The organism is Bordetella sp., from assembly GCF_057362025.1.
In genome coordinates, this window is record NZ_JBMQQZ010000108.1 from 17,360 (window position 1) to 40,606 (window position 23,247).

Consider the following 23,247-nt stretch of genomic DNA (forward strand, 5'->3'; position numbering starts at 1 on the left):
GGAACTTCCAAGGCGATGATGTCAGAGGGACCCGCGCACACTTATGCGGATATCAGGCGCATTGTCGTATGCGCGGACGATTTTGGCATGAACGCGGCGATCAACGAGGGCGTGATCGGGCTGGCGCGCGCGGGGCGGATCAGCGCCGTGGGCTGCCTGTCGCAGGCGCCGGCGTTCCGCCTCGATGCGCCGCGCCTGCGCGAGCTGGACATCGACGCCGGCCTGCATCTGAACTTCACGGAAGCGTTGGGCGAATCGGGCCTGTACCTGCCGTTGTCGCGCCTGATCCCTTTCGCGTACGCGCATATGCTGGACGGCGGACGCGTGATGCGCCAGATCGAACGCCAGCTGGACGCCTTCGAGGCGGCCATGGGCCGCGCGCCCGATTTCATCGACGGCCACCAGCACGTGCATCAATTGCCGCAGATCCGCCAGGCGCTGTTTGCCGTGCTGGCCCGCCGCTATCCTGGCCCCGGGCCCTGGCTGCGCTATACGGCGCCGGGCTGCCTGGATGGCGTGCCCCGGCCTCTGCGCCGCAAGGCGCGGATCATCGCGGCGCTGGGCGCGGCTGCGTTCGCCCGCGCGGCCAAGCAGGCGGGGCGGCGCACCAATCGGCGTTTCCTGGGCGTCTACGATTTCCAGGGCGGCGCGCAGGCCTACGACACGCTGCTTACGCTGTGGCTGCGCAATTCCTGTGACGGCGATCTGCTGATGTGCCATCCGGCCATGCCGGCAGGCGGCAGGCAGGGCATGGACGCCCAGCGCGGCGCGGAGTACCAGGTCCTGTCCAAGCCCGGCCTGGGCGGCTGGATGTCCTCCATCGGGCTGCGCGTCGTCCGCTACGCCGACGTCTGACGTACCCCGCGCGCATGGCGCTATACGTCGACGACCTTGCGCGCGAACGCTTCCAGGTAGTCCATCAGCGCGTCGGCGCCACGCGCCGCTGCCCGTTCGTCGCCGCTGGCAATGCCTTCGGCCATCGCCATGTGGTGGCGCGCGCCTTCCTTGATATCGCCTTCGTGCTGGTACGCATACCAGAAGCGGCGGCACTGGATCAGCAGCGGCGTGACGGCCGTCACGGCCGATACGTTGCGGCAGGCGTCGTGGCAGGCGTGATCCAGCATCTGGTCCGCGCGCATATAGTCGTCCAGGTTGCCGCCCTCGGCCGCGCGCATCATGTTGGTGCCGCAGTCCAGGATGATGGCCCTTTGCGGCGGGGTGGCGCGCCGGGCCGCCGCCGTGGCGATCAGTTGTTCCAGCGCGCGCCGCGTCTGGATCAGGTCCAGGTGATCGGACAATTGCACATTGGAGACGCGCAGGCCGCGCCGGGGCTCTTGCGTGATCAGGCCGGCGGTGACCATCCGCAGCAGTGCCTCGCGCAGGGGCGTGCGTCCCAGGCCGGTGCGTTGTACGAGATCGGCTTCGACCACCGGGCTGCCGGGCTGCAGCTCCAAAGTGGCGATCATGCTTTCGACGGCGTCATAGGCGACGTCGGCGGCTCGGCGTTTGGGCAGGGCTGCGCTCATGGTCCAGGTCGTGTTGTTACTTCGTCATCGTCGGCGGCCGTATGGTACCGGAGCCCGGCCGCCGGCGGTGCGGCTCAAGCGCGTCGCGACGTTATCGGGTGTGACCGGAATTCCTCGGGCCGTTTTTCCAGCGCCGACCTGACGACGGCCTCCACGCGGGCCCGCTCGTCGCCGGCCAATGGCAGGCGGGGCCGGCGGACGTTTTCATTGCCGACGCCGGCCAGCGTTTCGGCCAGCTTGATGTTCTGCACCAGCTTGGTCGATACGTCCAGGTGCAGCAGCGGCGTGAACCATTGGTAAAGCTTGAGCGCCTGCGCCCATTCGCCTGCCTTCATCAGATCGTAGAGGGCGACCGTTTCGCGGGGGAAGGCGGTGACCAGCCCGGCCAGCAAGCCGTCGGCGCCGAGCGCCAGCGCTTCGAACGACAGGTCGTCGACACCGATGAATAGCTGGAAGCGCGTGCCCAGCGCATTGCGCAGGTCGGTGATGCGGCGGATGTCGTCGGTACTTTCCTTGATGGCGGCGAGCCATTCGCAGTCGGCCAGTTGCGCCATGTGTTCCGGCTTCAGGTCCACGCGGTAGGCGACCGGATTGTTGTAGATCATGCAGGGCTTCCTGGCCGCCTCGGCGAGGGTGCGCACGTTCTGCATCGCTTCGCGGGCATCGGCCACGTACAGGACGGACGGCATCACCATGAAGCCGTCGACGCCCAGGTCGACCGCTGCCTTGACATAGCGCAGTGCGTCGCGGGTGCTGGTTTCCGAGACATTGGCCAGCACGGGGATGCGCCCGCCGCTGACTTCCACCGCGGTCCGGGCGACCGCCAGCTTTTCTTCCATCGACAGGGTGCTGGCTTCCCCCAGGGATCCGCAGGTCACCATTCCGTGGACGCCGTTATCGATCAGGAAGCCGAAGTGCCGCCGCATTTCCTCGTGGTCCAGCGACTCGTCTTCGCGGAATTTGGTCGTGACGGCGGGAAATACCCCCTGCCAGCGGCTACGGTTCAAGGTCGTTCTCCGGTAGGGAAATGGCGCCCATGCGCGCCGACGGCCCAGTCTACCGGCTCGTTAATATATTTACAACGGAGACGCCTGCCCGACCGCCGTGTCGCCGGTGCGCGCGTCCGCGGGCGGACGTTGCGGCATGGGCGCGCCGCGATACGCCAGGCTGGCATCGCGCACGAAGGATTCCACCGCCTCGTCGTAGACCGGGCCGCTGCGCACGGCGCCCGAATGCGATGCGCCGTCTATTTTCACCAGGCGTTTCAGGCTGGGCGCCACCCGCTGCGCGGCGGCGAACAATTGGTCGCTCATGGTATGCGGAACCACCCGGTCGCCGGTCCCGTGCAGGAAGAGTACCGGCGTGGTCAGGTCGGCCAGCTTGTCCAGGGAGTCGAACGGCTGTGTGACCAGCAGGCTGGCCCCTGGCACCCAGCCCCATTTGAGCGTCTGCACCATGGCGGCGATGCTGGTGAAGCTGGATTCGACGATCAGCCCGGCGAAGGCGGGCAGGTCCTTGCGCGAGGCCAGGTCGATGGCAATGGCGCCGCCCAGGCTGTGCCCATAGACGAAGCGCCTGGCCGGGTCGGGTTGTCGCCTGGCGAGTTCGCGCAGGGCCTCGGCGGCATCCTGGCCGGCGCTTTCCTCGGATGGCAGCATCCGGGTGGAGTCGCCGAAACCGCGATAGTCGATGGCCAGTACGGAATACCCCAGACGAGTCCAGCTGGTCATGCGAAAGGCGCTGCCGTTCAGGTTCCAACGCGCGCCATGCAGGTACAGGACGGCCGGGGCGGCCGGATCCGGACTTTGCCAGTACCAGGCGCGCACGTGCTGTCCGGGCGCGACGGGAAGGTCGAAGACGCGCGTGCCGGCGGGCGGTTCGCTGAACCAGCGCTGGTCGCCCTGGGCCGGGGAAAAAATGGCGTCCCGCTGCCAGGCGTCCAGCTGCGTGCAGCCCACGACGGCGGTCGCGGCCAGCAGCGCGCAAGCCAGGGCGCGGCGCAGGCTGATACGGATGGGCAGACGTGGCGGGCGAGGCATGGAAGATAGACCGGCCGCTGCTGGCGGGGTTCCTCCCGGCGGGGGCGCTTATCCGGGGTTGCCGTCCGCGGGGCGCTTATCCCAGGTGTTCCGCCAGGTCCAGCGCGATAGGGTACAGCGATACGACCAGCAGCGCGGCCATTGTGAGGTTGAAGGCGCGCACCGCGCCGGGCCGGTGCAGCACGCGCCGCAAGGCCGTGCCGAAAGTCACCCACATACCGATGCTGGGCAGATTGACGAGGCCGCATACCAGGGTGGCCACCAGCAGGTTCATGAAGAAACCCGATTCGGGAATATAGGTGGCGGCCACGCCGACCACCATGACCCAGGCCTTGGGATTGATCCATTGGAAGGCCGCGGCCTGGAGGAAGGTGAACGGCCGGGCGCGGCGCCCGCCTTCGCGGATTTCGCCCGCGGTGGCGATCTTCCACGCCAGATACAGCAGGTACGCCGCGCCGCCGTACTTCAGCAGCGTGTACAGCAGCGGCACGCTATGGAAGACCGCGCCCAGGCCCGCGCCCACCAGCAGGATCATCAGCGAGAAGCCGATGTTGACGCCGAGCATATGCGGTACCGTGCGCCGGAAGCCGAAGTTCAGCCCCGAAGAAGCGAGCATGATGTTATTGGGGCCCGGGGTGATCGAGCTGACCAGCGAAAACAGGGCCAGCGGTCCCAGGAGGCTGGCCGAAAGCAGGGGGATGGAATCGCTCATGTCTTACTGTCCATGCGGATGGTTCCTGGTCCGGCGCGGGCTACTTCCGGCCCGGCGCCGCCGCGGCCTTGCCGCCGGCGATGACCGCGATGACGGCCAGCGCGAAGGCCAGCGTGGCGGGGGTGACCTGCTCGCCGAATAGCACGGCCGCCGCCGCGACGGTCATAAAGGGCTGCAGCAGTTGTACTTGCCCGACGCGCGCGATGCCGCCGCGCGCCAGTCCGCGATACCAGGCGAAAAAGCCCAGGAACATGGAGCCGAAGGACAGATAGGCCAGCGCCATCCAGGCGGCCGGCGACGGCGCCGCCGGCGTATGCGCGGCCATCCACGCGACCGGCGCCGCGATGAAGGGCGCGCTGAATACCAGCGCCCAGCAGATCGTACGCCACCCGCCCAGGGTGCGCGAAACCCGCGCGCCTTCCGCGTAGCCCATCCCGCCCAGCGCGACGGCCAGCAGCAGCCATAGATCGCCCACCTGCGGCGCGCCGCCGCCTTCGCGCAGGGCAAAGGCGGCGACCAGGCCGGCGCCCGCCAATGCCCACGCCCAGAATCGCCGCGACGGACGCTCGCCGCTGCCCAGGGCCGCGAAAGCCGCGGTCGACAGCGGCAGCAGTCCGTTGATCACCGCGCCGTGCGCGGCGGGCACCGATTGCATGGCCAGTGTCGACGCGACGGGCCAGCCCACCACAACGCCGAGCGCTGCCAGGACCACCCCGTATCTTTCCTCGCGCCGCGGCAGGCGGCTGCGCGTCAGCCATAGCAGCAGGGCGGCGGGTACCGCGGCGGCCAGCGCCCGGCCCAGGCCCACCAGCAGCGGATGCAGCTCCGCGACCGCGATGCGCGACATCGGCAGGGTCAGGCTGAAAATCAGGATGCCGAGCAGGGCCGCGCCGTAGCCCGTCCAGCCGTGCGGCGCGGCGGGGGTGGATGACAGCGATGCAAGGGTCGTGGACGGGCGCGTCATGGTGGAAACCAGGGTTGAGGCCGGAGCGGGAAAATGACACTCTACGCACGGGTTCCGGTACAGTACCGGTACACCTATCCAGTTCACTGCAATAACTGGCCTGGCGAATTCACCATGACACTTTCTCCGCCTCCCCCCGCCTGGCGCCCCGTGCGCGGCAACGATGTCACCTTGGCCAGCCAGCTGGCGGACGACTTGACGCGCCGTATCCACGACGAGGGCTTGCGGCCGGGATCGCGCCTGCCCTCCATCCGCGCCATGGCGCAGCAAGCCGGTGTCAGCCGCTTTACCGTGGTAGAAGCCTACGATCGCCTGGCTGCGAGCGGACTGGTCCAGTCGCGGCGCGGCGCCGGGTTCTTCGTCGCGCCACGCGACACCGCCCGCGCCGCCGCGGCGGTTCCGGCGCCGGAAGCCACGCTGGATACGCCGGCGCGTATCGATATTTCGTGGCTGCTGCGCAGCATGTTCCGCGAATCCACCGCGCCGGGGATGCCGGGCGGCGCGGGTTTGCTGCCGGCGGACTGGCTGGATGCCGAGATGATTGCCGGCGCGGTACGCGCCGTCGGCCGTACCGTGCGGGGCAATTTCCTTTCCTACGGGCATCCGCAGGGTTTTCCGGCGCTGCGCCAGCAAATCGCGGCGCAGCTGCAAGGCATCGGCGTGCCGGCGCATCCGGAGCACAATCTATTGACGACCAACGGCGTCACGCACGGCCTGGACCTGATCGCCCGCCTGCTGGTCGGCCCCGGCGATACCGTACTGGTCGAGGATCCGGCCTGGTTCGTGATATTCGGCCGCCTCGCGGCGATCGGCGCGCGCGTGATCGGCGTGCCGCGCACACCCGCCGGCCCGGACGTGGAGGCGTTGGAAAAGCTCGCCGCCCAGCACCGTCCCAAGTTGTTCATCGTCAACAGCGTGGTGCACAACCCGACCGGACATACCTTGTCGGCCGGCGCCGCCTACGATGTCCTGCGCATTGCGGAACGCTACGATTTCACGGTGATCGAGGACGATACCTATGCGGAACTGCATCCGGGCAACGCCATGCGGCTATCGGTGCTGGACCGCCTCAATCGCGTGATACTGGTGGGCGGTTTTTCCAAGATGCTGGCGCCCAGCCTGCGCGTGGGCTATGTCGCCGCCGCCCCGGCTCTGTTGCAGAAGCTGGCGGACCTGAAAATGCTGGCCGGCCTGACCTCGCCCGAGCTGGGCGAGCGCGTGATCCATCGCATCCTGGCCGACGGCCAGTTCCGTCGCCATGTGGAGCGGGTACGCATCCGTGTCGACGAAGCGCGCGAGCGATGCGCCAGGCGCCTGCTGGATCTTGGCATGCGCATCCGTGATATGCCGCATGCCGGCATGTTCATCTGGGCCGATTGCGGGCGCGACGCCGAAGGGCTGGCACGCGCCGCCGCCGCGCATAACATGCTGCTGGCGCCGGGCTCGCTGTTCTCGCCATCGCAGGCGCCGTCGACATACCTGCGATTCTCCGCCAGCATGGTGGACAACGCGCCGGCCTGGCAATTGCTGCGGCAACTGGTGCGCGAGCCAGCCTAGCGGACATGAGCCGCGGCGTCCCGCATATACTCGCGTGATAGGGGCCGTCCCCGAAGCACTACGTCAAAGGAAGATCATCATGTCCGTTCCCATCAATCGCCTGACCGAATCGTTCGCCGTCGCGCCGCAGCTGTCTCCCGACGATATGGCCGCCGTGGCCGCCGCCGGCTTCAAAAGCGTGATCATCAACCGGCCGGACTACGAGGGCGGACCGGACCAGCCGACCGCGGCGGCGGTGTCCGAGGCCGCGCTGAACGCCGGGCTGAAGGTCGAATACCAGCCGGTCATCAGCGGCGGCATGACGGCCGACGACGTCAGCCGTTTCGGCAAGCTGCTGGAAACGCTGCCGCAGCCCATCCTGGCCTATTGCCGGACAGGGACCCGCTGCACCAATCTCTTCGTTGCGTCGCAGCAAGCGGGGGCGCGCTAGCAGGGTCCCGGCCTGGGGACACTGCTCTGCCGCGTCCGGCGCTTTTCCGGTAGGATGGGGTACACATAACACCGTGTAAGGAGCTGGACATGTTCAAGAAAATCCTTATTCCCACCGACGGGTCTCCGCTGTCCGCCCAGGCGGCGAACGCTGGGGTTTGCTTTGCCCGCTCCGTCGGCGCGGAAATCGTTGCGCTGCACGTCACCCAGCCGTTCGCCGCGACCATCGGCTTCGACGGCATGGCGGCCGCCTACGCGATCACGGACGAGGACTACGAGAAGGCTTCCGCCGAGCAATCGAAGCGCTATCTGAAGCAGGTCCTGGACCGCGCGGAAACGGCCAACGTCAAAGGCACGTCGCGCGCCATCTCCAATTTCAACGTCGCCGACGGCATCGTCCAGGCCGCGCAGGAAAACGGCTGCGACCTGATCTTCATCGGCAGCCACGGACGCAGCGGCCTGTCGCGCCTGCTGCTGGGCAGCGTCACCGCCAAAGTCCTTTCGCTCGCCCACGTCGCGGTACTGGTCTATCGCGTCAAGGAAGAAAAATCCTGACCTGCCGCTACAGCGGCATCCGACCCAAGACCGGCGCCCTTTGGGGCGCCGGTTTTTTTCGGACCCATGCCCCGCGCTACTTCCATACCGCTGCGCAGGAACAGGTGCTTCCCGGCCGGTGATTTGGTAATGGCGTGCATTGATCGGTTTGCTGTCGGTGCGTGTCTTTCTGATGCCGTCCGTCGGGGGTGGTGCCTGTCGGGGCCAGCCCGGAGGAGCCGGTCCGGCGCCTTCGCGCCGGACTCCCGCGTTGTCATCTTCGTCCGGCGGCCGAAGTAGCGGCGGTTTTCTTGCGGTTTTTTTGCCCGCCCGGCCTCCCTACAGATTCCCTCGCGCGGCTCCAACGGGCTGGCTCCGACAGGCACCACCCCCGCCGGACTCCGATGTGCTTTATTCGCTGTCCGCTGGGGTGATCTGGGTTATTGCGCTTCGTTGGTGGCGGTTGCCGCCGCTGGAGGATTTTGCGTTGCACGTCGCATCGGGGCCGCCCAGCGCGGCCCCGATGCGCCTACACGGTGGTTGAATGCGACGGGCTGCATGCGGATGGCGGCGGCCGTGGTGTCGAAGTTCACCTAACTTGAAGTCTCACTTCTATACAAATGAACGAGTTAGAGAAAGCGCTTCAACCAACTCGAAACCGGCATTTCATTACAATTGAAATTCTGCGAGCTGAATTGCACTTAGCCTGGAATTTTCCGGCGCAAGACGTCAACGTGTGCGAACGGCCATCAGCGGTCGCACGTGCCGCACCGGTGTGGAAACTGTATTGGCCTGACCCAGGCTACGGGGCCGTCGCGCTGGCGTGCCGCGCCGGCCAAAGCATGGACGCCGTAGTGGCCCCGCCCGGTCCGCTTAAAGCGCGCGGCCGTCGAAATGCTTGACCGGGAGGGTGTCCAGGTCGATTCCTTCAACGCAGCGCAGGTTGATCGCCACCATGGCCTGCCCCGACGGCGCGGTGCCTTCCGCATAGGGATGCATGCCGCAGACCGGGCAAAACCGGTGCTTGATCAGATGCTTGTTGAACACATAAGTGCTCATGTCCGATTCCGACGTCAGCAGGCGCATGGCCTCAGGCTGCAAGAACCACATCAGCGCGCCCTTGCGCTCGCAGATCGAGCAATTGCACGACATGGCCTGGCCGATCTCCCCCTCGGCTTCAAACCGGATCCGGCCGCAATGGCAGCTTCCTTCATATTTCATGACAGACATCCTGAACAGTGAGAATCGGTCGCCGCGATGATGCCGCAATCGCCATTCGCTGTCATCATCCCATCATGCCGTGTGGAAGTTCTGTAATTCCACGCCAAAGCGCTGGTCAAGCGGCATAACCTTGGAGGGCACGGCAGCGACGGCTTTCGGCTAAAAGGCGACATTCCGCAAAGCGCCCACTACGGCACTCGAACGGCTGTCCAAGCTCGGCAAGTGGACGTCCCTAGCGAACGTCAGCGGCGGATCAAGGAGGACCAGGTTAGCGCCCGTGCTTTCGACGGTCGCTAAAGCAGAACCCACAGTATCGGCTGCGCCTCCCGTCGAGCGTGCCGATGCGAGCGACACTTCACGCGCCTGACAGGCTGGTAATTAAGCCGAGCGCGTCGCGCGGAATATCGACATTCCCGGCTACGATGGCAGCTTCGCCGCGAGTACATCAATGTTCATGATTTCCGGCGGTTTGGCGAAGAGGTCGGGCGCCTTCGCCATCAGCGCCTCGGCTACTTTGCCGGAGAGGTGCGCCTGGCGTCCGGCATCGTCGGGGAACGCATCGAAGATGCCGTACACCGACGGCGCGATTTTCAGCCCGAACCACGCAATCGTCGCGGGTTCCTGCTCGACGAGCGGCAGTCCGCCCATCAGGAAGTTTTCGACTTCCTGCTCCTTTCCCGGTTTCGCTTCGAGCCGGACGAACAACGCAGTCTTGACCATGCCTGCCTCCTTGTTGATGCCGATTGCGGGTATCGACGGGAACCCGCAATGATCTCTTCGTGCATGTATGGCGCGTGCCTACCGTCGCCAATGGTGCATTGATCGGAAGCACCGTCGCATCAGCATATAGTAAAGAGTCTCCTGATACACGGTCTGATTTCGAACATCCTGGTGGGCTTCACCGTATTGATCAGCATTATCAAGCCGCTCGTGGTCGCGTTCGTGTTTCTCGACCGAATGAAAGGACTAGCGGACGACAGGCTGTGGCGTTGCGCGAAAAATCGGGGCATCGTCATTTCCAAGTTGAGTGACATTCGACACCCGAATTCCAAACTAGGTGACCGAAATGCCAAGTTAAGTGAACTTGGACACGTGGAATGCGATGTCCTCAGATGCCACGGACACAAAATTTCCGACAGCCTCGCTTTAAGACCCTCCCGCAGGTTTCCGGATGCCGCGGACACCCTCAATCCTGGCAGCCCGTACGCGTTCGGGGACAATGTCGCGGCTCACTGACCATCTCGGCTCGTTCGCCATCTCGCCCAAGGTCACCTGCTGGCGTGCGAATGTAACGGCATCCACTCCAGATGCCAGACCCGCGCACGAAAGCACCCACGGCATGACGCATCGTGTAGGCGATCGCTGGCCGCGCTGGGCGGCCAGCGATCGACGTGCGCGGCAAAATCTTTCTACGGCAGCATTCACCATCCACGAAGCGCAAGAACCCAGTTCGCCCCAACGGACAGTGAATAAAGCACATCAGAGTCCGTCGGGGGTGGTGCCTGTCGGGGCCAGCCCGTTGGAGCCGCGCGAGGGAATCCGTAGGCAGGACGGCCGGGCAAAAAACCCGCAAGAACCCCACCGCCACTTCGGCCGCCGTACGAGGATGACAACGCGGGAGTCCGGCGCGAAGGCGCCGGACCGGCTCCTCCGGGCTGGCCCCGACAGGCACCACCCCCGACGGACGGCATCAGAAAGACACGCCCCGACAGCAACCGTCACGCCCCCCCCCTTGATGAGGAAAGTGCACAGCGCTGCCGGGAAACTACCCTACCGAAACAACACCACAGCCTGCTGCAGCGTCACCCAGATGCCCCAGGCCAACGGGATGCACACGCAGGCCCAGCCGAAGGCGATGACCGAGCGGGGAGTCTTGAAGGTGGAGGTGGATTCCCCGTGAACGCTCGCCGCGCTGACGCGTTCGTGCGCCAGTGCTTTTTCGCGGGCCAGTTCCTCGTCGTTCATGAAATGCTTGGGGTTCACCGGCCGTATCGCCAGGTTGCACAGCAGGCCGACGATCAGCAGGCCAGCCAGGATATACATGGTGATGTCGTACACCTGCGCACGCGGGACGCCAATCGACAACTGGTACTCGCGCACATTGCTGATCAGCACCGGGCCGAAGATGCCGGCGGCCGACCAGGCGGTCAGCACGCGGCCATGGATGGCGCCCACCATTTGCGTGCCGAACAGGTCGGCCAGATAAGCGGGAACGGTGGCGAAACCGCCGCCGTACATCGACAGGATGATGCAGAACGCCCCGACGAACAGCGCCAGGTGGCCGGCGTGCGCGGACCACGGCACGGATGCATACAGCACGAAGCCCAGCACGAAGAAGGTGAAATAGGTCATTTTGCGACCGAGCTTGTCCGACAAACTGGCCCAGACAAAACGCCCGCCGATATTGAACAGGCTGAGCAGGCCGGTAAACCCCGCCGCGATGGTGGCGATGGCGGCCAGTTGTTCCTTGTTCAATTGCGAGAAACTCAGCGCGTCCTGGCCGATCAGCCGGCCGGCGAACACTTCCTGCAGCAATGGCGATGCCATGCCGAGGATGCCGATGCCGGCGGTCACGTTCAGGCACAGCGCCCACCACACCAGCCAGAACTGCGGCACGCCCCAGATTTTCTTCACGTGCACGTGGCCGTGCGTGATCATGGCATTGGCGGTCCGCGTCTGCGGCGGGGTCCAGCCTTCGGGCTTCCAGTTCGCCGCCGGCACGCGATAGGACAGCGCCCCGGCGATCATGAAGACCGCGTAGACCACGGCCAGTGTCAGGAAGGTTTCCCATACGCCCGGGGAGTTCGCCGAGGCGTAGTGGCGCATCAGCAGGTTTGCCAGCGGGGCGCCGACCATCGCGCCGCCGCCGAAGCCCATGATGGCCATGCCGGTCGCCATGCCGCGGCGGTCGGGAAACCACTTGATCAGGGTGCTGACCGGCGAGATATAGCCCAGCCCCAGGCCCACGCCGCCGATCACGCCGGAGCCCAGCCACAGCAGCCATAGCTGATGCACATAGATGCCCACCGCGGAAATCACCAGGCCGCCGCACCAGCAGGCCGCCGAAACGATGCCGGCCTTGCGCGGACCGGCGCGTTCCAGCCAGCCGCCCCACACGGCGGCCGAGCAGCCCAGCAGGACGAAAAACAGGATGTACGTCACCGTCATGCTGGAAATCCGCCAGTCGCAGCTCTTGGTGAAGAGCTCGGCGGCCAGGCTCATGTCGGCGGGGCAGGCCAGCGGCGTGGCGCCGCCCAACGACTTGGACAGCGGCAGCCAGAACACGGAAAACCCGTAGGCCATGCCGATGCAAAGGTGGATCGCGAGCGCGGCGGGCGGTACCAGCCAGCGGCTGAATCCCGGCCCCGCGATGGTTCTTTCCTTCTCCAGAAAACCGGGCTTGCTGCCCGGAAGGTCCAGCGTGGTCGCTGAGCTCATGTTGTCTCCTAGTTATTGATTTGATCGGAATGCCGCGATGGGAACGCGCGATCGCGGCTTCCGGCTCTTCTGCCTGCGGTCTTGCCTGTTGCTCGTTTTAATGCGCCGCTGCCCTCGGCGTCAGGCGTTCGCGGTTGCGTTTGACGGCTTCCAGCACGATGGGACTGAGCCGGACATCGCCGTCGATGCCATCCGGGTGGCGTTCGACGAACGCCAACAACTCCACGCGCATGCGCGGCTCCCAGAATTTCTGGATATGGCTGGCCACTCCTTCGATCGCCTCCGGGCGGTCGGGCATGGCGTCGAAGAAGTCGCCGATGCGGTTGGCCATGCGGATGAGATTGCCTATCTCCATTCTTGCTCCCTGTTATGCGGAGATGCGTTCGGCGTGCGAGTACAAGGTCGCGTCGTTGTCGCGCATGAATCCCAGCAGCGCGATGCCGAGCCGGTCGGCCAGCCGCTGCGCCAGCGCGGTGGGCGCCGAGACCGCGGCCAGGATGCCGACGCCGGCGGCCGCGGTTTTCTGCACCATTTCGAAACTGGCGCGGCTGGATACGACGATCAGGCCGCTGCCCGCCGCGGGCGCGCCATCCTGCCGCCGGGCCAGCGCGCCGATCAATTTATCCAGCGCGTTGTGCCGGCCCACATCCTCGCGCACCAGCGCGATCGTTCCGTCCGCGCCCGCCCAGCCGGCGGCGTGCGTGGCGCCGGTAAGCGTATGCAGCGATTGGCGTTCGCGCAGGGATCGCATGGCATGCAGCACGGCGCCGATGGCCAGGGGTGGCCCGGACGGCACGGCCGCGATGTCGCGCAGCACTTCCGGCAGCGTCTCCACGCCGCACAGGCCGCAGCCGGTGCGGCCGGACAGGGCGCGGCGCCTTTCCTTGAGCCGGGCCCCGCACGCGCTGGATATCGTCAAGGCCAGCACGATGCCGTCGGCACTGGATCGCGTTTCGATGTCGCGGACGTCGCGCGCGCCGTCGATGATGCCCTCCGTCAGCGAGAAGCCGATGGCGAAGTCCTCCAGGTCGGCCGGCGTGGCCAGCATGGTGGCATGGCTGATGCCGTTGTATTCCAGCGCGATGGGCGTTTCTTCCGCCAGCACGTCGTCATCCGGTTCGCGCGCCGGCACGCCGTTCCGGATGCGAAGGACCCGCGCGTGCGCCGATGTCTGGTTTTCCATATGGCTGCAATAGTCCCTTGCGTACGGGCTATTTCCCGGCGGGCACGGTCTCGCGCTCGGCCAGCAGCTTTTGCTGGATGTCGCTGAAGCGGCTCCATTGGCGCTGCCATTCGGAAGGCTGCGACACCCGCGTCAGCTGCACGGCCGTGACCTTGTACTCGGGGCAATTGGTGGCCCAGTCGGAGTTGTCCGTCGTCACCACGTTGGCGCCCGATTCCGGGAAGTGGAAGGTGGTGTATACCACGCCGGGCTGCACGCGGTCGGTCAGGACGGCGCGCAGGACGGTCTCGCCGGAGCGGCTCTGCACGCCCACCCAATCGCCGTCGGCGATACCGCGGTCTTCCGCGTCCTGCGGATGGACTTCGAGGACGTCCTCGCCATGCCATACGACGTTGGGGGTGCGGCGGGTCTGCGCGCCCACGTTGTACTGCGACAGGATGCGGCCGGTGGTAAGCAGCAGGGGATACTTGCGCGTGCTGCGTTCTTCCGTGGGCACGTATTGCGTGATGATGAACTTGCCCTTGCCGCGCACGAACTCGTCGATGTGCATGATCGGCGTGCCTTCCGGCGCCTCGTCATTGCAGGGCCATTGCACGCTGCCCAGCCGGTCCAGCTTTTCGTAGGTCACACCGGTAAAGGTGGGTGTCAGCCGTGCGATCTCTTCCATGATCTCGCTGGGATGGCGGTAGTGCATGGGGTAGCCCATGGCGTTGGACAGCGCCACCGTCACTTCCCAATCCGACAGGCCGTTGCGCGGCTCCATGACCTTGCGCACGCGCGAGATGCGCCGTTCGGCATTGGTGAAGGTGCCGTCCTTTTCCAGGAAGGAGGAACCCGGCAGGAAGACGTGCGCATACTTCGCGGTTTCGTTCAGGAACAGGTCCTGCACCACGATGCATTCCATCGCCGCCAGCGCCGCCGCCACATGCTGCGTGTTGGGATCGGACTGCACGATGTCCTCGCCCTGGCAGTACAGGCCCTTGAAGGTACCGGACAGCGCGGCTTCGAACATATTGGGGATGCGCAGGCCCGGTTCGGGTTGCAGCGTGACGCCCCAGTCGCGTTCGAATTCGCCGCGCACCGTGTCGTCGGAGATATGGCGATAGCCCGGCAGCTCGTGCGGGAAGGACCCCATGTCGCAGGAGCCCTGCACGTTGTTCTGCCCGCGCAGCGGGTTGACGCCGACCCCTTCGCGACCGATGTTGCCGGTGGCCATGGCCAGATTGGCGATGCCCATGACGGTGGTAGATCCCTGGCTGTGCTCGGTGACGCCCAACCCGTAGTAGATCGCCGCATTGCCGCCGGTGGCGTACAGACGCGCCGCGCCGCGCACGGCGGCGGCCGGCACGCCGGTCACGGCTTCCATGGCTTCCGGCGAGTTCTCCGGGCGCGAAACGAATTCGCGCCATTGCTGGAAGGGCCGGCTCTCGCAGCGCTCGGCGACGAAGGTTTCGTTGATCAGGCCTTCGGTGGCGATCACGTGCGCCAGCGAGGAAAGCAGGGCGACGTTGGTGCCGGGCCGCACCTGCAGGTGGTAGTCGGCCTTGATGTGCGGCGAGCTGACCAGTTCGATGCGGCGCGGATCGATGACGATCAGGCGCGCGCCTTCGCGCAGGCGGCGCTTCAGGCGCGAGGCGAACACCGGGTGTCCGCTGCTGGGATTGGCTCCCATGACCACGATCACGTCCGAGTGCATGACGGAATCGAAGGTCTGCGTGCCGGCGGATTCGCCCAGCGTCTGCTTCAGGCCGTAGCCGGTGGGCGAGTGGCACACGCGGGCGCAGGTATCGACGTTGTTGGTGCCGAAGCCGGCGCGTACCAGCTTCTGAACCAGCCAGGTTTCCTCGTTGGTGCAGCGCGACGATGTGATGCCGCCGATCGAGTCGCGGCCATACCGTTCCTGCAGGCGCTTGAATTCCGAGGCGGCATACGCGATGGCCTCGTCCCACGATACCTCGCGCCACGGGTCGGTGATGTGCTTGCGTATCATCGGTTTGGTGACGCGCTCTTTGTGCGTCGCGTAGCCCCAGGCGAAGCGGCCTTTTACGCAGGAGTGCCCGCGATTGGCCTGGCCGTCCTTCCACGGCACCATGCGCACCACTTCCTGGCCTTTCATTTCCGCCTTGAAGCCGCAGCCCACGCCGCAATAGGCGCAGGTGGTGACCACGGCGTGTTCGGCCTGGCCCATCATGATGACGGTCTTTTCCTGCAGCGTGGCGGTGGGGCAGGCCTGCACGCAGGCGCCGCACGAGACGCATTCGCTGTCCAGGAAAGGCTGGTCCTGGCCGGCCGATACGCGCGATTCGAAGCCCTTGCCGGAAATCGTCAGCGCGAAGGTGCCCTGCGTTTCCTCGCAGGCCCGCACGCAGCGGTTGCAGACGATGCACTTGGACGCGTCGTACGTGAAATAGGGATTCGATTCGTCCTTCGCGTCGTTCAGGTGGTTGGCGCCCTGGTAGCCGTAGCGCACATTGCGCAGGCCGACGACGCCCGCCATATCCTGGAGTTCGCAATCGCCATTGGCCGGACAGGTCAGGCAGTCCAGCGGATGATCCGAGATGTACAGCTCCATGACGCCGCGCCGCAGGTCGTGCAGCTTGGGCGTTTCCGTGCGCACCACCATGCCTTCCTCGACCGGCGTGGTGCAGGAAGCCGGATAGCCGCGCCGCCCGTCGATTTCCACCAGGCACAGCCGGCAGGAACCGAAGGCTTCCAGGCTGTCGGTGGCGCACAGCTTGGGAATGTTGATGCCCGCCTCTGCCGCCGCCCGCATCACCGAGGTGCCCGCCGGTACGCGGATTTCCTGGCCGTCGACGGTCAGGTTGACCTGCTGTTCGGACACCCGCGCCGGGGTGCCGTAGTCCCGGTCTCGCTTGATGACGGTTTCCAACATGGTGGTGTCTCCAATCTGTCTTTGCCGGCCGAGGCCCGCGGTGGGCCTTGCTAGGCCGGTTGCGCCGCGTTCGCGGTCGATAGGCCGAAATCCTGGGGGAAATGATTCAGGGCGGATAGCACCGGATACGGTGCCATGCCGCCCAGCGCGCAGAGCGAGCCGCCCAGCATGGTGTCGCACAGGTCGCGCAGCAGATGCACCTGCTGCGCGTGGTCCGGGCCGCGCGCGGCGATGCGGTCTATGGTTTCCATGCCCCGGGTGGAGCCGATGCGGCAGGGCGTGCATTTGCCGCAGGATTCGATGGCGCAGAACTCCATGGCGTAGCGCGCCATCCATTGCATATCGACCGTGTCGTCGAAAGCCACCAGGCCGCCGTGGCCGATCATGGCGGAAATCCTGACGTAGGCTTCGTAGTCCAGCGGGACGTCCCACTGCGATTCGGGCAGATAGGCGCCCAGGGGCCCGCCCACCTGCACCGCGCGCAGCGGCCGGCCGGAGGCGCTGCCGCCGCCGAAATCGTAGAGCAGTTCGCGCAGCGTGAGGCCGAAGGCCTTTTCCACCAGGCCGCCGTGCTTCAGGTTGCCGGCCAGCTGGAAGGGCAGGGTGCCTTGCGAGCGGCCCACGCCGAAGTCGCGGTACCAGGCCGCCCCGCGCGCCATGATGCTGGGCACCGAGGCCAGCGAGATCACGTTGTTGATGACGGTGGGCTTGCCGAACAGGCCCGCGATGGCCGGCAGCGGCGGCTTGGCGCGGACCACGCCGCGCTTGCCTTCCAGGCTTTCGAGCAGGGACGTTTCTTCGCCGCAGATATAGGCGCCGGCGCCCTTGCGCACTTCCAGGTCGAAGCGCCGGCCGCTGCCCAGGATATCGTCGCCTAGCCAGCCTGCCGCCCGCGCATGGCCGATGGCGGCCTGCAGCGCGGCGATGGCGTGCGGGTATTCCGAACGCACGTAGATATAGCCCTGCGTCGCACCCACCGCGACCCCGGCGATGGCCATGCCTTCGATCAGCACATAGGGGTCGCCTTCCATCAGCATGCGGTCGGCGAAGGTGCCGGAATCGCCTTCATCCGCATTGCAGACGATGTACTTGCGGTCCGCCGGCGTGGTCAGCACGGTCTTCCACTTGATGCCGGTGGGGAAGGCGGCGCCGCCGCGGCCGCGCAGGCCCGAATCCTGGACTTCCTGGACCACCTGTGCCGGCGTCATGGCCAGCGCGCGCCGCAGGCCCTGCAGGCCGCCGTGCGCCTGGTAGTCGTCCAGGCTGAGCGGGTCGGTGATGCCGACCCGGGCGAAGGTCAGGCGTTCCTGGCGCTTCAGGTAGGGAATCTCTTCCGTCGGGCCGTGGCCCAGCGCATGGGCGCCGCCGCGCAGCCAATCGGCGTCGAACAGCGCGGCGACGTCCTCGGGCTGCACGGGACCGTATGCGACGCGGCCCGCGGGCGTGGCGACTTCGACCAGGGGCTCCAGCCACAGCAGCCCGCGCGACCCGTTGCGTACGATGCGCACCGTCTCGCCGCGCCGCGCGGCCTGCGCCTGAACGGCGCGGACGACCTCATCGGCGCCCACCGCCAAGGCGGCGGCGTCGCGCGGCACGTACATGGTGATGGGTTCGCTCATGGCGCCTCCTTCACATAGCCGAGGATGGTGTCGAAGCGCTTGGCCGTCAGCCGCGCGTAGGGCACGCCGTCGATCAGCATGGCCGGCGATTGCGCGCACAGGCCCAGGCAGTACACCGGTTCCAGCGTGAAGGCGCCGTCTGGGCTGGTCGCATGGAAATCGCAACCCAGCTTCTTGCGCGCGTGGGCGGCGATCTGTTCGCCCCCCATCGCCTGACAGGATTCGGCGCGGCAGATCTCGATCATGTGGCGACCGGCCGGGGTCTGGCGGAAATGCGGATAGAAGGTAATGACGCCGTGCACCTCGGCCCGCGACAGGTTGAGGGCCTCGGCGATGGGTTGCACGGCTTCGGGCGGGATACAGCCCAGCTCGTGTTGAACCGCATGCAGAATGGGCATCAGGGCGCCCGGTACGTCCTTGTGCGCCTCGATCGCCCGCGCGGCTGCCGCGATGGCGGGATGCCCGGATTGGGCGGCGGCCTGCTGGGCGAGTTCGCCGCCGCGCGCGCCTGCATTGGATGCCAGGTTTGCCCTGGCTTCACCTTCTCGCATGGGAATCACATTCCTCGTTATGGTTTTTGCCACCCCGGCGAGCCCTGGGGATGCTTCCATCCCCGGACGCCGCGCGTTTCCCCTTCCAAGGAAACGCCGCCGGCGGGCCGACCGCGCCGGATTCCCGGCATGCGGGGCTCGGCGTTATCGGTTGCGCGTCGCGGTGGCGCAAATCGTACTGGGCCACTAATATGCAATATCAAACATAATTGTTGGCGCCGTTGTCCCTGGATCGGCACTTTATCCCTGTATGCGGTAGGGGTTCAATATGCACGTAATTGCCTATTTGTCGTCATGGATGGCTATCCCGCCACGGCCGGGCCGGCGCTGCGCGCAGCGGTCCGCGGGGGCGCGGCGATGAGCGACGGCGCGTTCCGTATCGCGCTGCGGCCGGGATGGTGGCTGACACAGGGCAGCGGGGACGACGGCGTGCCGCTGCAGGAAGTGCTGGCGCTGCTTTCGGCGATCGATGCGGTAGGCCATATCGCCGGCGCCTGCCGCGCGTGTGGCCTGTCGTATCGCCACGGCTGGGGCGTCCTGCGGCGTTTCGAGACGGTCTTCGGTACGCCGCTGCTGATCACGCGCCGGCGCCAGGGCACCGAGCTATCGCCCTTCGCACAGCGCCTGCTGTGGGCCAACCGCCGCATCGAGGCCCGGCTGATGCCCATGCTGGACAGCCTGGCCTCGGAACTGCAGGAAGACCTGGAACGCCTGTTGCCCGAGACCGGCCCCCATCTGCGCCTGCATGCCAGCCATGGTTTCGCCGTCGAGGCGCTGATGCAGCACATCAGCGCGCCGGGGCGGCTGTCCGAAGGGGGCGCCGCGCTCGAATTGCGCTATCGCACGGCCACGGAAGCGCTGGCTTCGCTGGACGGGGGCGAATGCGACCTGGCGGGCTTCCAGGTGCCGCAGGGCGACTTCGAGGCGGCCATGCTGCGGCATTACGCGCAATGGCTACATCCTTCCGAGCATCTGCTGATCCATCTTGCCGTGCGCAACACGGGGCTTTTCGTGACGGCGGGCAATCCCAAGAACATCCACGGCATCGCTGACCTGGCGCGCCCGGACGTGCGGTTCGTCAACCGCCAGATAGGTTCCAGCACCCGGCACCTGATCGAATTGATGCTGCGCGGGCTGAAGATACCGGTGGCGCGTGTGCATGGCTACGAGAACAGCGAGTTCACCCACATGGCGGTTGCGGCCCATATCGCCAGCGGCATGGCCGATGCGGGGATCGGCGTGGAAACCGCCGCGCACCGCTTCGGGCTGGATTTCATTCCGTTGGCGCGGGAGCGATATTTCTTCGCCATCCGCAAGTCGGCGCTGGAGCAGCCGGCCATGCAGGCGCTGCTGGCGATCATGAGGGGGACGGATTACAAGGGCTATGTGGGGCAGCTGACAGGCTACGATGCCAGCGAAACCGGGCGCATACAGACCTTGCAGGAGGCCTTCGGCTAGGCCGCCTGCCGCGGGCATGCCTGACCGGCCGCTACCGCTTCGCGCCTTGCGGGTGGCGCTACGCGCCGTGGAAAACTATCATGACATCATGTCGAAAGTAATCTATCTGACCGAACACCGCGGCCCGGCCGGCAGCGGGGATGTCCAGTTTGCCGGCGCGGACGCCCTGCCGGCGCAGGGCCAGCCGGCGCGCGATGCGCGCGCGCGTCCGCTGCGCGACCTGCGCATTTCGGTCACGGACCGCTGCAATTTCCGCTGCACGTACTGCATGCCGCGCGATGCGTTCGATAGCAACCATGTCTTCCTGCCGCATGCGCAGCTTCTTTCCTTCGAGGAAATGGCGCGCACCGCCGCCGTCTTCGTGCGCCTGGGCGTGCGCAAGATCCGGCTGACCGGCGGCGAGCCCCTGCTGCGCAAGAACATCGAGACACTGGTCGGCCTGCTGGCCGCCCTGCGCACGCCGGAAGGCGACCCGCTGGAGCTTACGCTGACCACCAACGGCAGCCTGCTGGCCCGCAAGGCCCGCGCGCTGAAAGAGGCCGGCCTGAGCCGGGTGACCGTCAGCATGGACGCGCTGGATCCGGCCTTGTTCGCCCGCATGAGCGATACCGACTTTCCCGTCGCCGATGTGCTGCGCGGTATCGACGCCGCGGCCGCGGCCGGGCTGGCGCCGGTCAAGGTGAACATGGTCGTGCGGCGCGGCGTCAACGATGGGCAGATACTGCCGATGGCTCGGCATTTCCGCGGTTCCGGCCACATCCTGCGCTTTATCGAATACATGGACGTGGGCAGCACCAACGGCTGGAACATGGCCGAGGTCCTGCCCAGTGCCGACGTCATTGCCCGCATCGCGGAACATTTCCCGCTCGTGCCTTTGCAGACCGATCCGATGGGCCGCGTGGCCGAACGCTGGACCTATGTCGATGGCGCCGGCGAGATCGGGGTGATATCCAGCGTCACGCAGGCCTTCTGCGAAGGCTGTACGCGCGCACGCCTGTCGCCCGAAGGGCGCCTGTTCCTGTGCCTGTTCGCCAGCCGCGGCCATGATTTGCGCGCCTTGATACGCGGCGGCGTGGATGACGATCAGCTGGCTGCCGCCGTGGCGGGCATCTGGGCAGCCCGGGACGACCACTATTCCGAGCGCCGCCTGGCGGATACGCCGGGCGTGCTGCGCGATCCGAAAGTCGAGATGAGCTACATCGGCGGCTAGGGCCCGGCCACGGGCAGTCGTACCCGGGGCCGTCGCAGGGGTAAAAGGAGCCTCGCATGAACGCGCAAGCAAGTGGGCCGGTTGCCGCGCCGGCAGGGCAGGACGCTTTGGAGACCGCGCGCATCGCCGGACTGATCCTGGCCGGCGGCCGGGGCTCGCGCATGGGGGACGTCGACAAGGGCTGCGCGCTGCTGCGTGGCCGCCCCATGGTCGAGCATGTCGCGGCCCGCTTCGCACCGCAGGTGGGCGCTTTGTTGATCAGCGCCAATCGCAATCTGGAACGCTACGCCGAATACGGCAAGGTGGTGGCCGACGATCCCGCGCACGGCGAATGGCAGGGGCCCCTGGCCGGGGTCGCGGCCGGACTGGTGGCATCGCGCTGCCCATGGATTGCCACGACGCCGTGCGATGTGCCTTTCCTGCCGCTCGATATGGTCGCGCGTTTGGGCCAGGCCCTGCGGGCGCGGGGGCCGGCGGCGCGCCTGGCCGTGGCGTGCAGCGGCGGCAAGCGCCAGCCGGTATGCATGCTGGTGTCGCGCGAATTGCTGCCCGATCTGTTGCAGTACCTGGCCGAAGGCGGGCGCAAAGTCGATACGTGGCAATCGCGGGCGGGCTGCGTCGAAGTGCCCTTCGACGATCAGCCCGATGCCTTCGTCAACGTCAATACCGCCAGCGAACTGGCCGATGCCGACCGCAATGGCTTATGACAGCCAGTGCTTGAAGTCGTAGTAGGCGACCTTTTCGCCGTCGTATACCGTCTGCCCGGCGGGAATGCGCGCCAGGCCCGTGGCCCAGGGCAGGGAGCTGAGCACGCCGGAGCTCTGCCGGTCGAAGGCCTGTAGCTGCCCCACGCCACCGTTGTCGACCTCGCGGCGCACCCGCAGGAATTCCTCGCGGCTGTCATGGCGCGGGGTGTCGGTGCGCAGCGTCAGCATGCTGACCTGCGGAAACAGATCCCGCCGCCCCTGCATGCGGCGCAGCAGCGGCGACACCAGCACCGTGAACACCGCGAATGCCGATACCGGATTGCCGGGCAGGCAGACGACCGGCTTGCCGTCCACGTGCGCCATGGCCACCGGCTTGCCGGGCTTCATGCGCACGCGCCAGAGGTCCAGCGTGGCGCCCAGGCTTTCCAGCACGGGCTTGACCAGGTCCTTGTCGCCCACCGACACGCCGCCGATGCTGAGGATCAGGTCGCAGTCGCGCGCCAGCGCCTGGAAGGCCGATTTCAGCGCGGCTTCGTTGTCCTGCGCGTGCAGGATCTGCGTGGCCTGCGCCGCCATGCCTTCCACCAGGGCCGCCATCATGGCGCCGTTGGAGTTGTAGATCTGGTGCGGGGCTCGCGCCTCGCCCGGGGCGACGAGTTCATCGCCGGTGGTCAGGATGCCCACGCGGACGGCGGGATGCACGGTCACGCGCGCGATGCCTTGCGATGCCAGCAGCGCGATCTGCGCCGGCCCGATGCGCGTCCCGGCGGCCAGCAGGGGGCTGCCGGCGGCGGTGTCCTCGCCGCGCCGGCGCACGTGCTGGCCCTGCCGCGGGGCGCGGGCGATTTCGAGCCTGCCGCCGGCTTCGCGCGTGTCTTCCTGCATGATCACGGTATCGGCCCCGGCCGGCATCAGGCTGCCCGTGAACAGGCGCGCGGCGTGGCCCGGCCGCAGCGGTTGGGGCGCATGGCCGGCGTACACGATCTGGTCTATCGGCAGGGCGACGCCCTCGCGGTAGTCTTCGTAGCGCAGCGCGTAGCCGTCCATGGCGCTGTTGTCGGCCGAGGGCAGGTCCAGCGTCGCGGTCAGGTCGCGCGCCAGTACCAGCCCGGCGGCGTCGCGCAGTGCGGTCTCCGTGGCGGTCTGCGGGCGCGGCGCGCCGTTGGCAAGGCGGGTCTGGGCGTCGTCGAATTCCAGCATATGTGT

Annotated in this window: 21 protein-coding genes; 7 read left to right on the forward strand and 14 right to left on the reverse strand. The window is 66.9% G+C overall.

What is annotated here, in order from left to right; all coding sequences use genetic code 11:
• Positions 1-18 precede the first annotated feature (18 nt).
• Complete coding sequence (locus ACO1P8_RS24765) at positions 19-855, forward strand: ChbG/HpnK family deacetylase (RefSeq protein ID WP_486298534.1); 837 nt, start codon at positions 19-21, stop codon at positions 853-855.
• Positions 856-875: 20 nt separating this feature from the next.
• Here the strand turns inward: ACO1P8_RS24765 and ACO1P8_RS24770 are convergent, their stop codons facing one another.
• The 5 genes from ACO1P8_RS24770 to ACO1P8_RS24790 all read right to left on the reverse strand — a co-directional run bounded on the left by ACO1P8_RS24770 (position 876) and on the right by ACO1P8_RS24790 (position 5,241).
• The gene (locus ACO1P8_RS24770) at positions 876-1,526 is read right to left on the reverse strand and encodes a GntR family transcriptional regulator (protein ID WP_486298490.1); all 651 of its coding nucleotides are present in this window, start codon (positions 1,524-1,526) and stop codon (positions 876-878) included.
• Between the two features lie 74 nt (positions 1,527-1,600).
• Entirely contained in the window at positions 1,601-2,533 is a 933-nt protein-coding gene (locus tag ACO1P8_RS24775; protein WP_486298491.1) for a dihydrodipicolinate synthase family protein, read from the reverse strand.
• A gap of 69 nt (positions 2,534-2,602) precedes the next feature.
• Entirely contained in the window at positions 2,603-3,565 is a 963-nt protein-coding gene (locus tag ACO1P8_RS24780) for an alpha/beta hydrolase (RefSeq protein WP_486298492.1), read from the reverse strand.
• 76 nt (positions 3,566-3,641) lie between these two features.
• Positions 3,642-4,277, reverse strand: a complete 636-nt coding sequence (locus tag ACO1P8_RS24785) for a LysE family translocator (protein ID WP_486298493.1) — start codon at positions 4,275-4,277, stop codon at positions 3,642-3,644.
• A 40-nt stretch (positions 4,278-4,317) separates the two neighbouring features.
• Positions 4,318-5,241, reverse strand: a complete 924-nt coding sequence (locus tag ACO1P8_RS24790) for a DMT family transporter (RefSeq protein WP_486298494.1) — start codon at positions 5,239-5,241, stop codon at positions 4,318-4,320.
• Positions 5,242-5,391: 150 nt separating this feature from the next.
• Here ACO1P8_RS24790 and ACO1P8_RS24795 point away from each other — a divergent pair, with 150 nt between their 5' ends.
• From ACO1P8_RS24795 to ACO1P8_RS24805, 3 genes are all read left to right on the forward strand, one after another.
• Entirely contained in the window at positions 5,392-6,798 is a 1,407-nt protein-coding gene (locus ACO1P8_RS24795; RefSeq protein WP_486298535.1) for an aminotransferase-like domain-containing protein, read from the forward strand.
• Between the two features lie 79 nt (positions 6,799-6,877).
• Positions 6,878-7,228, forward strand: coding sequence for a protein tyrosine phosphatase family protein (locus ACO1P8_RS24800; RefSeq protein ID WP_094843738.1), 351 nt, complete (start codon positions 6,878-6,880; stop codon positions 7,226-7,228).
• Positions 7,229-7,317: 89 nt separating this feature from the next.
• Entirely contained in the window at positions 7,318-7,782 is a 465-nt protein-coding gene (locus tag ACO1P8_RS24805) for a universal stress protein (RefSeq protein WP_094843737.1), read from the forward strand.
• Positions 7,783-8,634: 852 nt separating this feature from the next.
• On the opposite strand, the gene ACO1P8_RS24810 is transcribed toward ACO1P8_RS24805, so the two are convergent.
• The 8 genes from ACO1P8_RS24810 to ACO1P8_RS24845 all read right to left on the reverse strand — a co-directional run bounded on the left by ACO1P8_RS24810 (position 8,635) and on the right by ACO1P8_RS24845 (position 18,666).
• Positions 8,635-8,982, reverse strand: a complete 348-nt coding sequence (locus tag ACO1P8_RS24810) for a GFA family protein (protein WP_486298495.1) — start codon at positions 8,980-8,982, stop codon at positions 8,635-8,637.
• Positions 8,983-9,399: 417 nt separating this feature from the next.
• On the reverse strand, positions 9,400-9,702 hold the full coding sequence (locus ACO1P8_RS24815) for a putative quinol monooxygenase (protein WP_486298496.1): 303 nt from the start codon (positions 9,700-9,702) through the stop codon (positions 9,400-9,402).
• Between the two features lie 1,050 nt (positions 9,703-10,752).
• Complete coding sequence (locus ACO1P8_RS24820; RefSeq protein ID WP_486298497.1) at positions 10,753-12,420, reverse strand: OFA family MFS transporter; 1,668 nt, start codon at positions 12,418-12,420, stop codon at positions 10,753-10,755.
• 97 nt (positions 12,421-12,517) lie between these two features.
• Positions 12,518-12,775 carry a formate dehydrogenase subunit delta gene (locus ACO1P8_RS24825; protein ID WP_486298498.1) on the reverse strand — a complete coding sequence of 86 codons (258 nt, stop codon included), beginning with the start codon at positions 12,773-12,775 and terminating at the stop codon, positions 12,518-12,520.
• 12 nt (positions 12,776-12,787) lie between these two features.
• A complete protein-coding gene (gene fdhD, locus ACO1P8_RS24830; RefSeq protein WP_486298499.1) occupies positions 12,788-13,603 on the reverse strand; it encodes a formate dehydrogenase accessory sulfurtransferase FdhD in 816 nt (271 codons plus the stop codon).
• 28 nt (positions 13,604-13,631) lie between these two features.
• Positions 13,632-16,496: a formate dehydrogenase subunit alpha gene (gene fdhF / locus ACO1P8_RS24835; protein WP_486298500.1), complete on the reverse strand. Its 2,865-nt coding sequence runs from the start codon at positions 16,494-16,496 to the stop codon at positions 13,632-13,634.
• Between the two features lie 50 nt (positions 16,497-16,546).
• Positions 16,547-18,115 (reverse strand): formate dehydrogenase beta subunit, encoded by a 1,569-nt coding sequence (locus ACO1P8_RS24840; RefSeq protein ID WP_486298501.1) that lies wholly within the window; start codon positions 18,113-18,115, stop codon positions 16,547-16,549.
• The gene (locus ACO1P8_RS24845) at positions 18,112-18,666 is read right to left on the reverse strand and encodes a formate dehydrogenase subunit gamma (RefSeq protein WP_486298502.1); all 555 of its coding nucleotides are present in this window, start codon (positions 18,664-18,666) and stop codon (positions 18,112-18,114) included. The genes ACO1P8_RS24840 and ACO1P8_RS24845 overlap by 4 nt, the downstream gene beginning before the upstream one ends.
• Before the next feature lie 357 nt (positions 18,667-19,023).
• On the opposite strand from ACO1P8_RS24845, the gene ACO1P8_RS24850 reads away from it, so the two are divergent.
• The 3 genes from ACO1P8_RS24850 (at position 19,024) to mobA (ending at position 22,041) form a co-directional block, all read left to right on the forward strand.
• The gene (locus tag ACO1P8_RS24850; protein WP_486298536.1) at positions 19,024-20,124 is read left to right on the forward strand and encodes a substrate-binding domain-containing protein; all 1,101 of its coding nucleotides are present in this window, start codon (positions 19,024-19,026) and stop codon (positions 20,122-20,124) included.
• An 88-nt stretch (positions 20,125-20,212) separates the two neighbouring features.
• The gene (gene moaA, locus ACO1P8_RS24855; protein ID WP_486298503.1) at positions 20,213-21,334 is read left to right on the forward strand and encodes a GTP 3',8-cyclase MoaA; all 1,122 of its coding nucleotides are present in this window, start codon (positions 20,213-20,215) and stop codon (positions 21,332-21,334) included.
• Between the two features lie 56 nt (positions 21,335-21,390).
• The gene (mobA, locus tag ACO1P8_RS24860) at positions 21,391-22,041 is read left to right on the forward strand and encodes a molybdenum cofactor guanylyltransferase MobA (RefSeq protein WP_486298504.1); all 651 of its coding nucleotides are present in this window, start codon (positions 21,391-21,393) and stop codon (positions 22,039-22,041) included.
• Here the strand turns inward: mobA and ACO1P8_RS24865 are convergent.
• On the reverse strand, positions 22,036-23,241 hold the full coding sequence (locus tag ACO1P8_RS24865) for a molybdopterin molybdotransferase MoeA (protein ID WP_486298505.1): 1,206 nt from the start codon (positions 23,239-23,241) through the stop codon (positions 22,036-22,038). The two genes, mobA and ACO1P8_RS24865, sit on opposite strands and share 6 nt — an antisense overlap.
• Positions 23,242-23,247 lie beyond the last annotated feature (6 nt).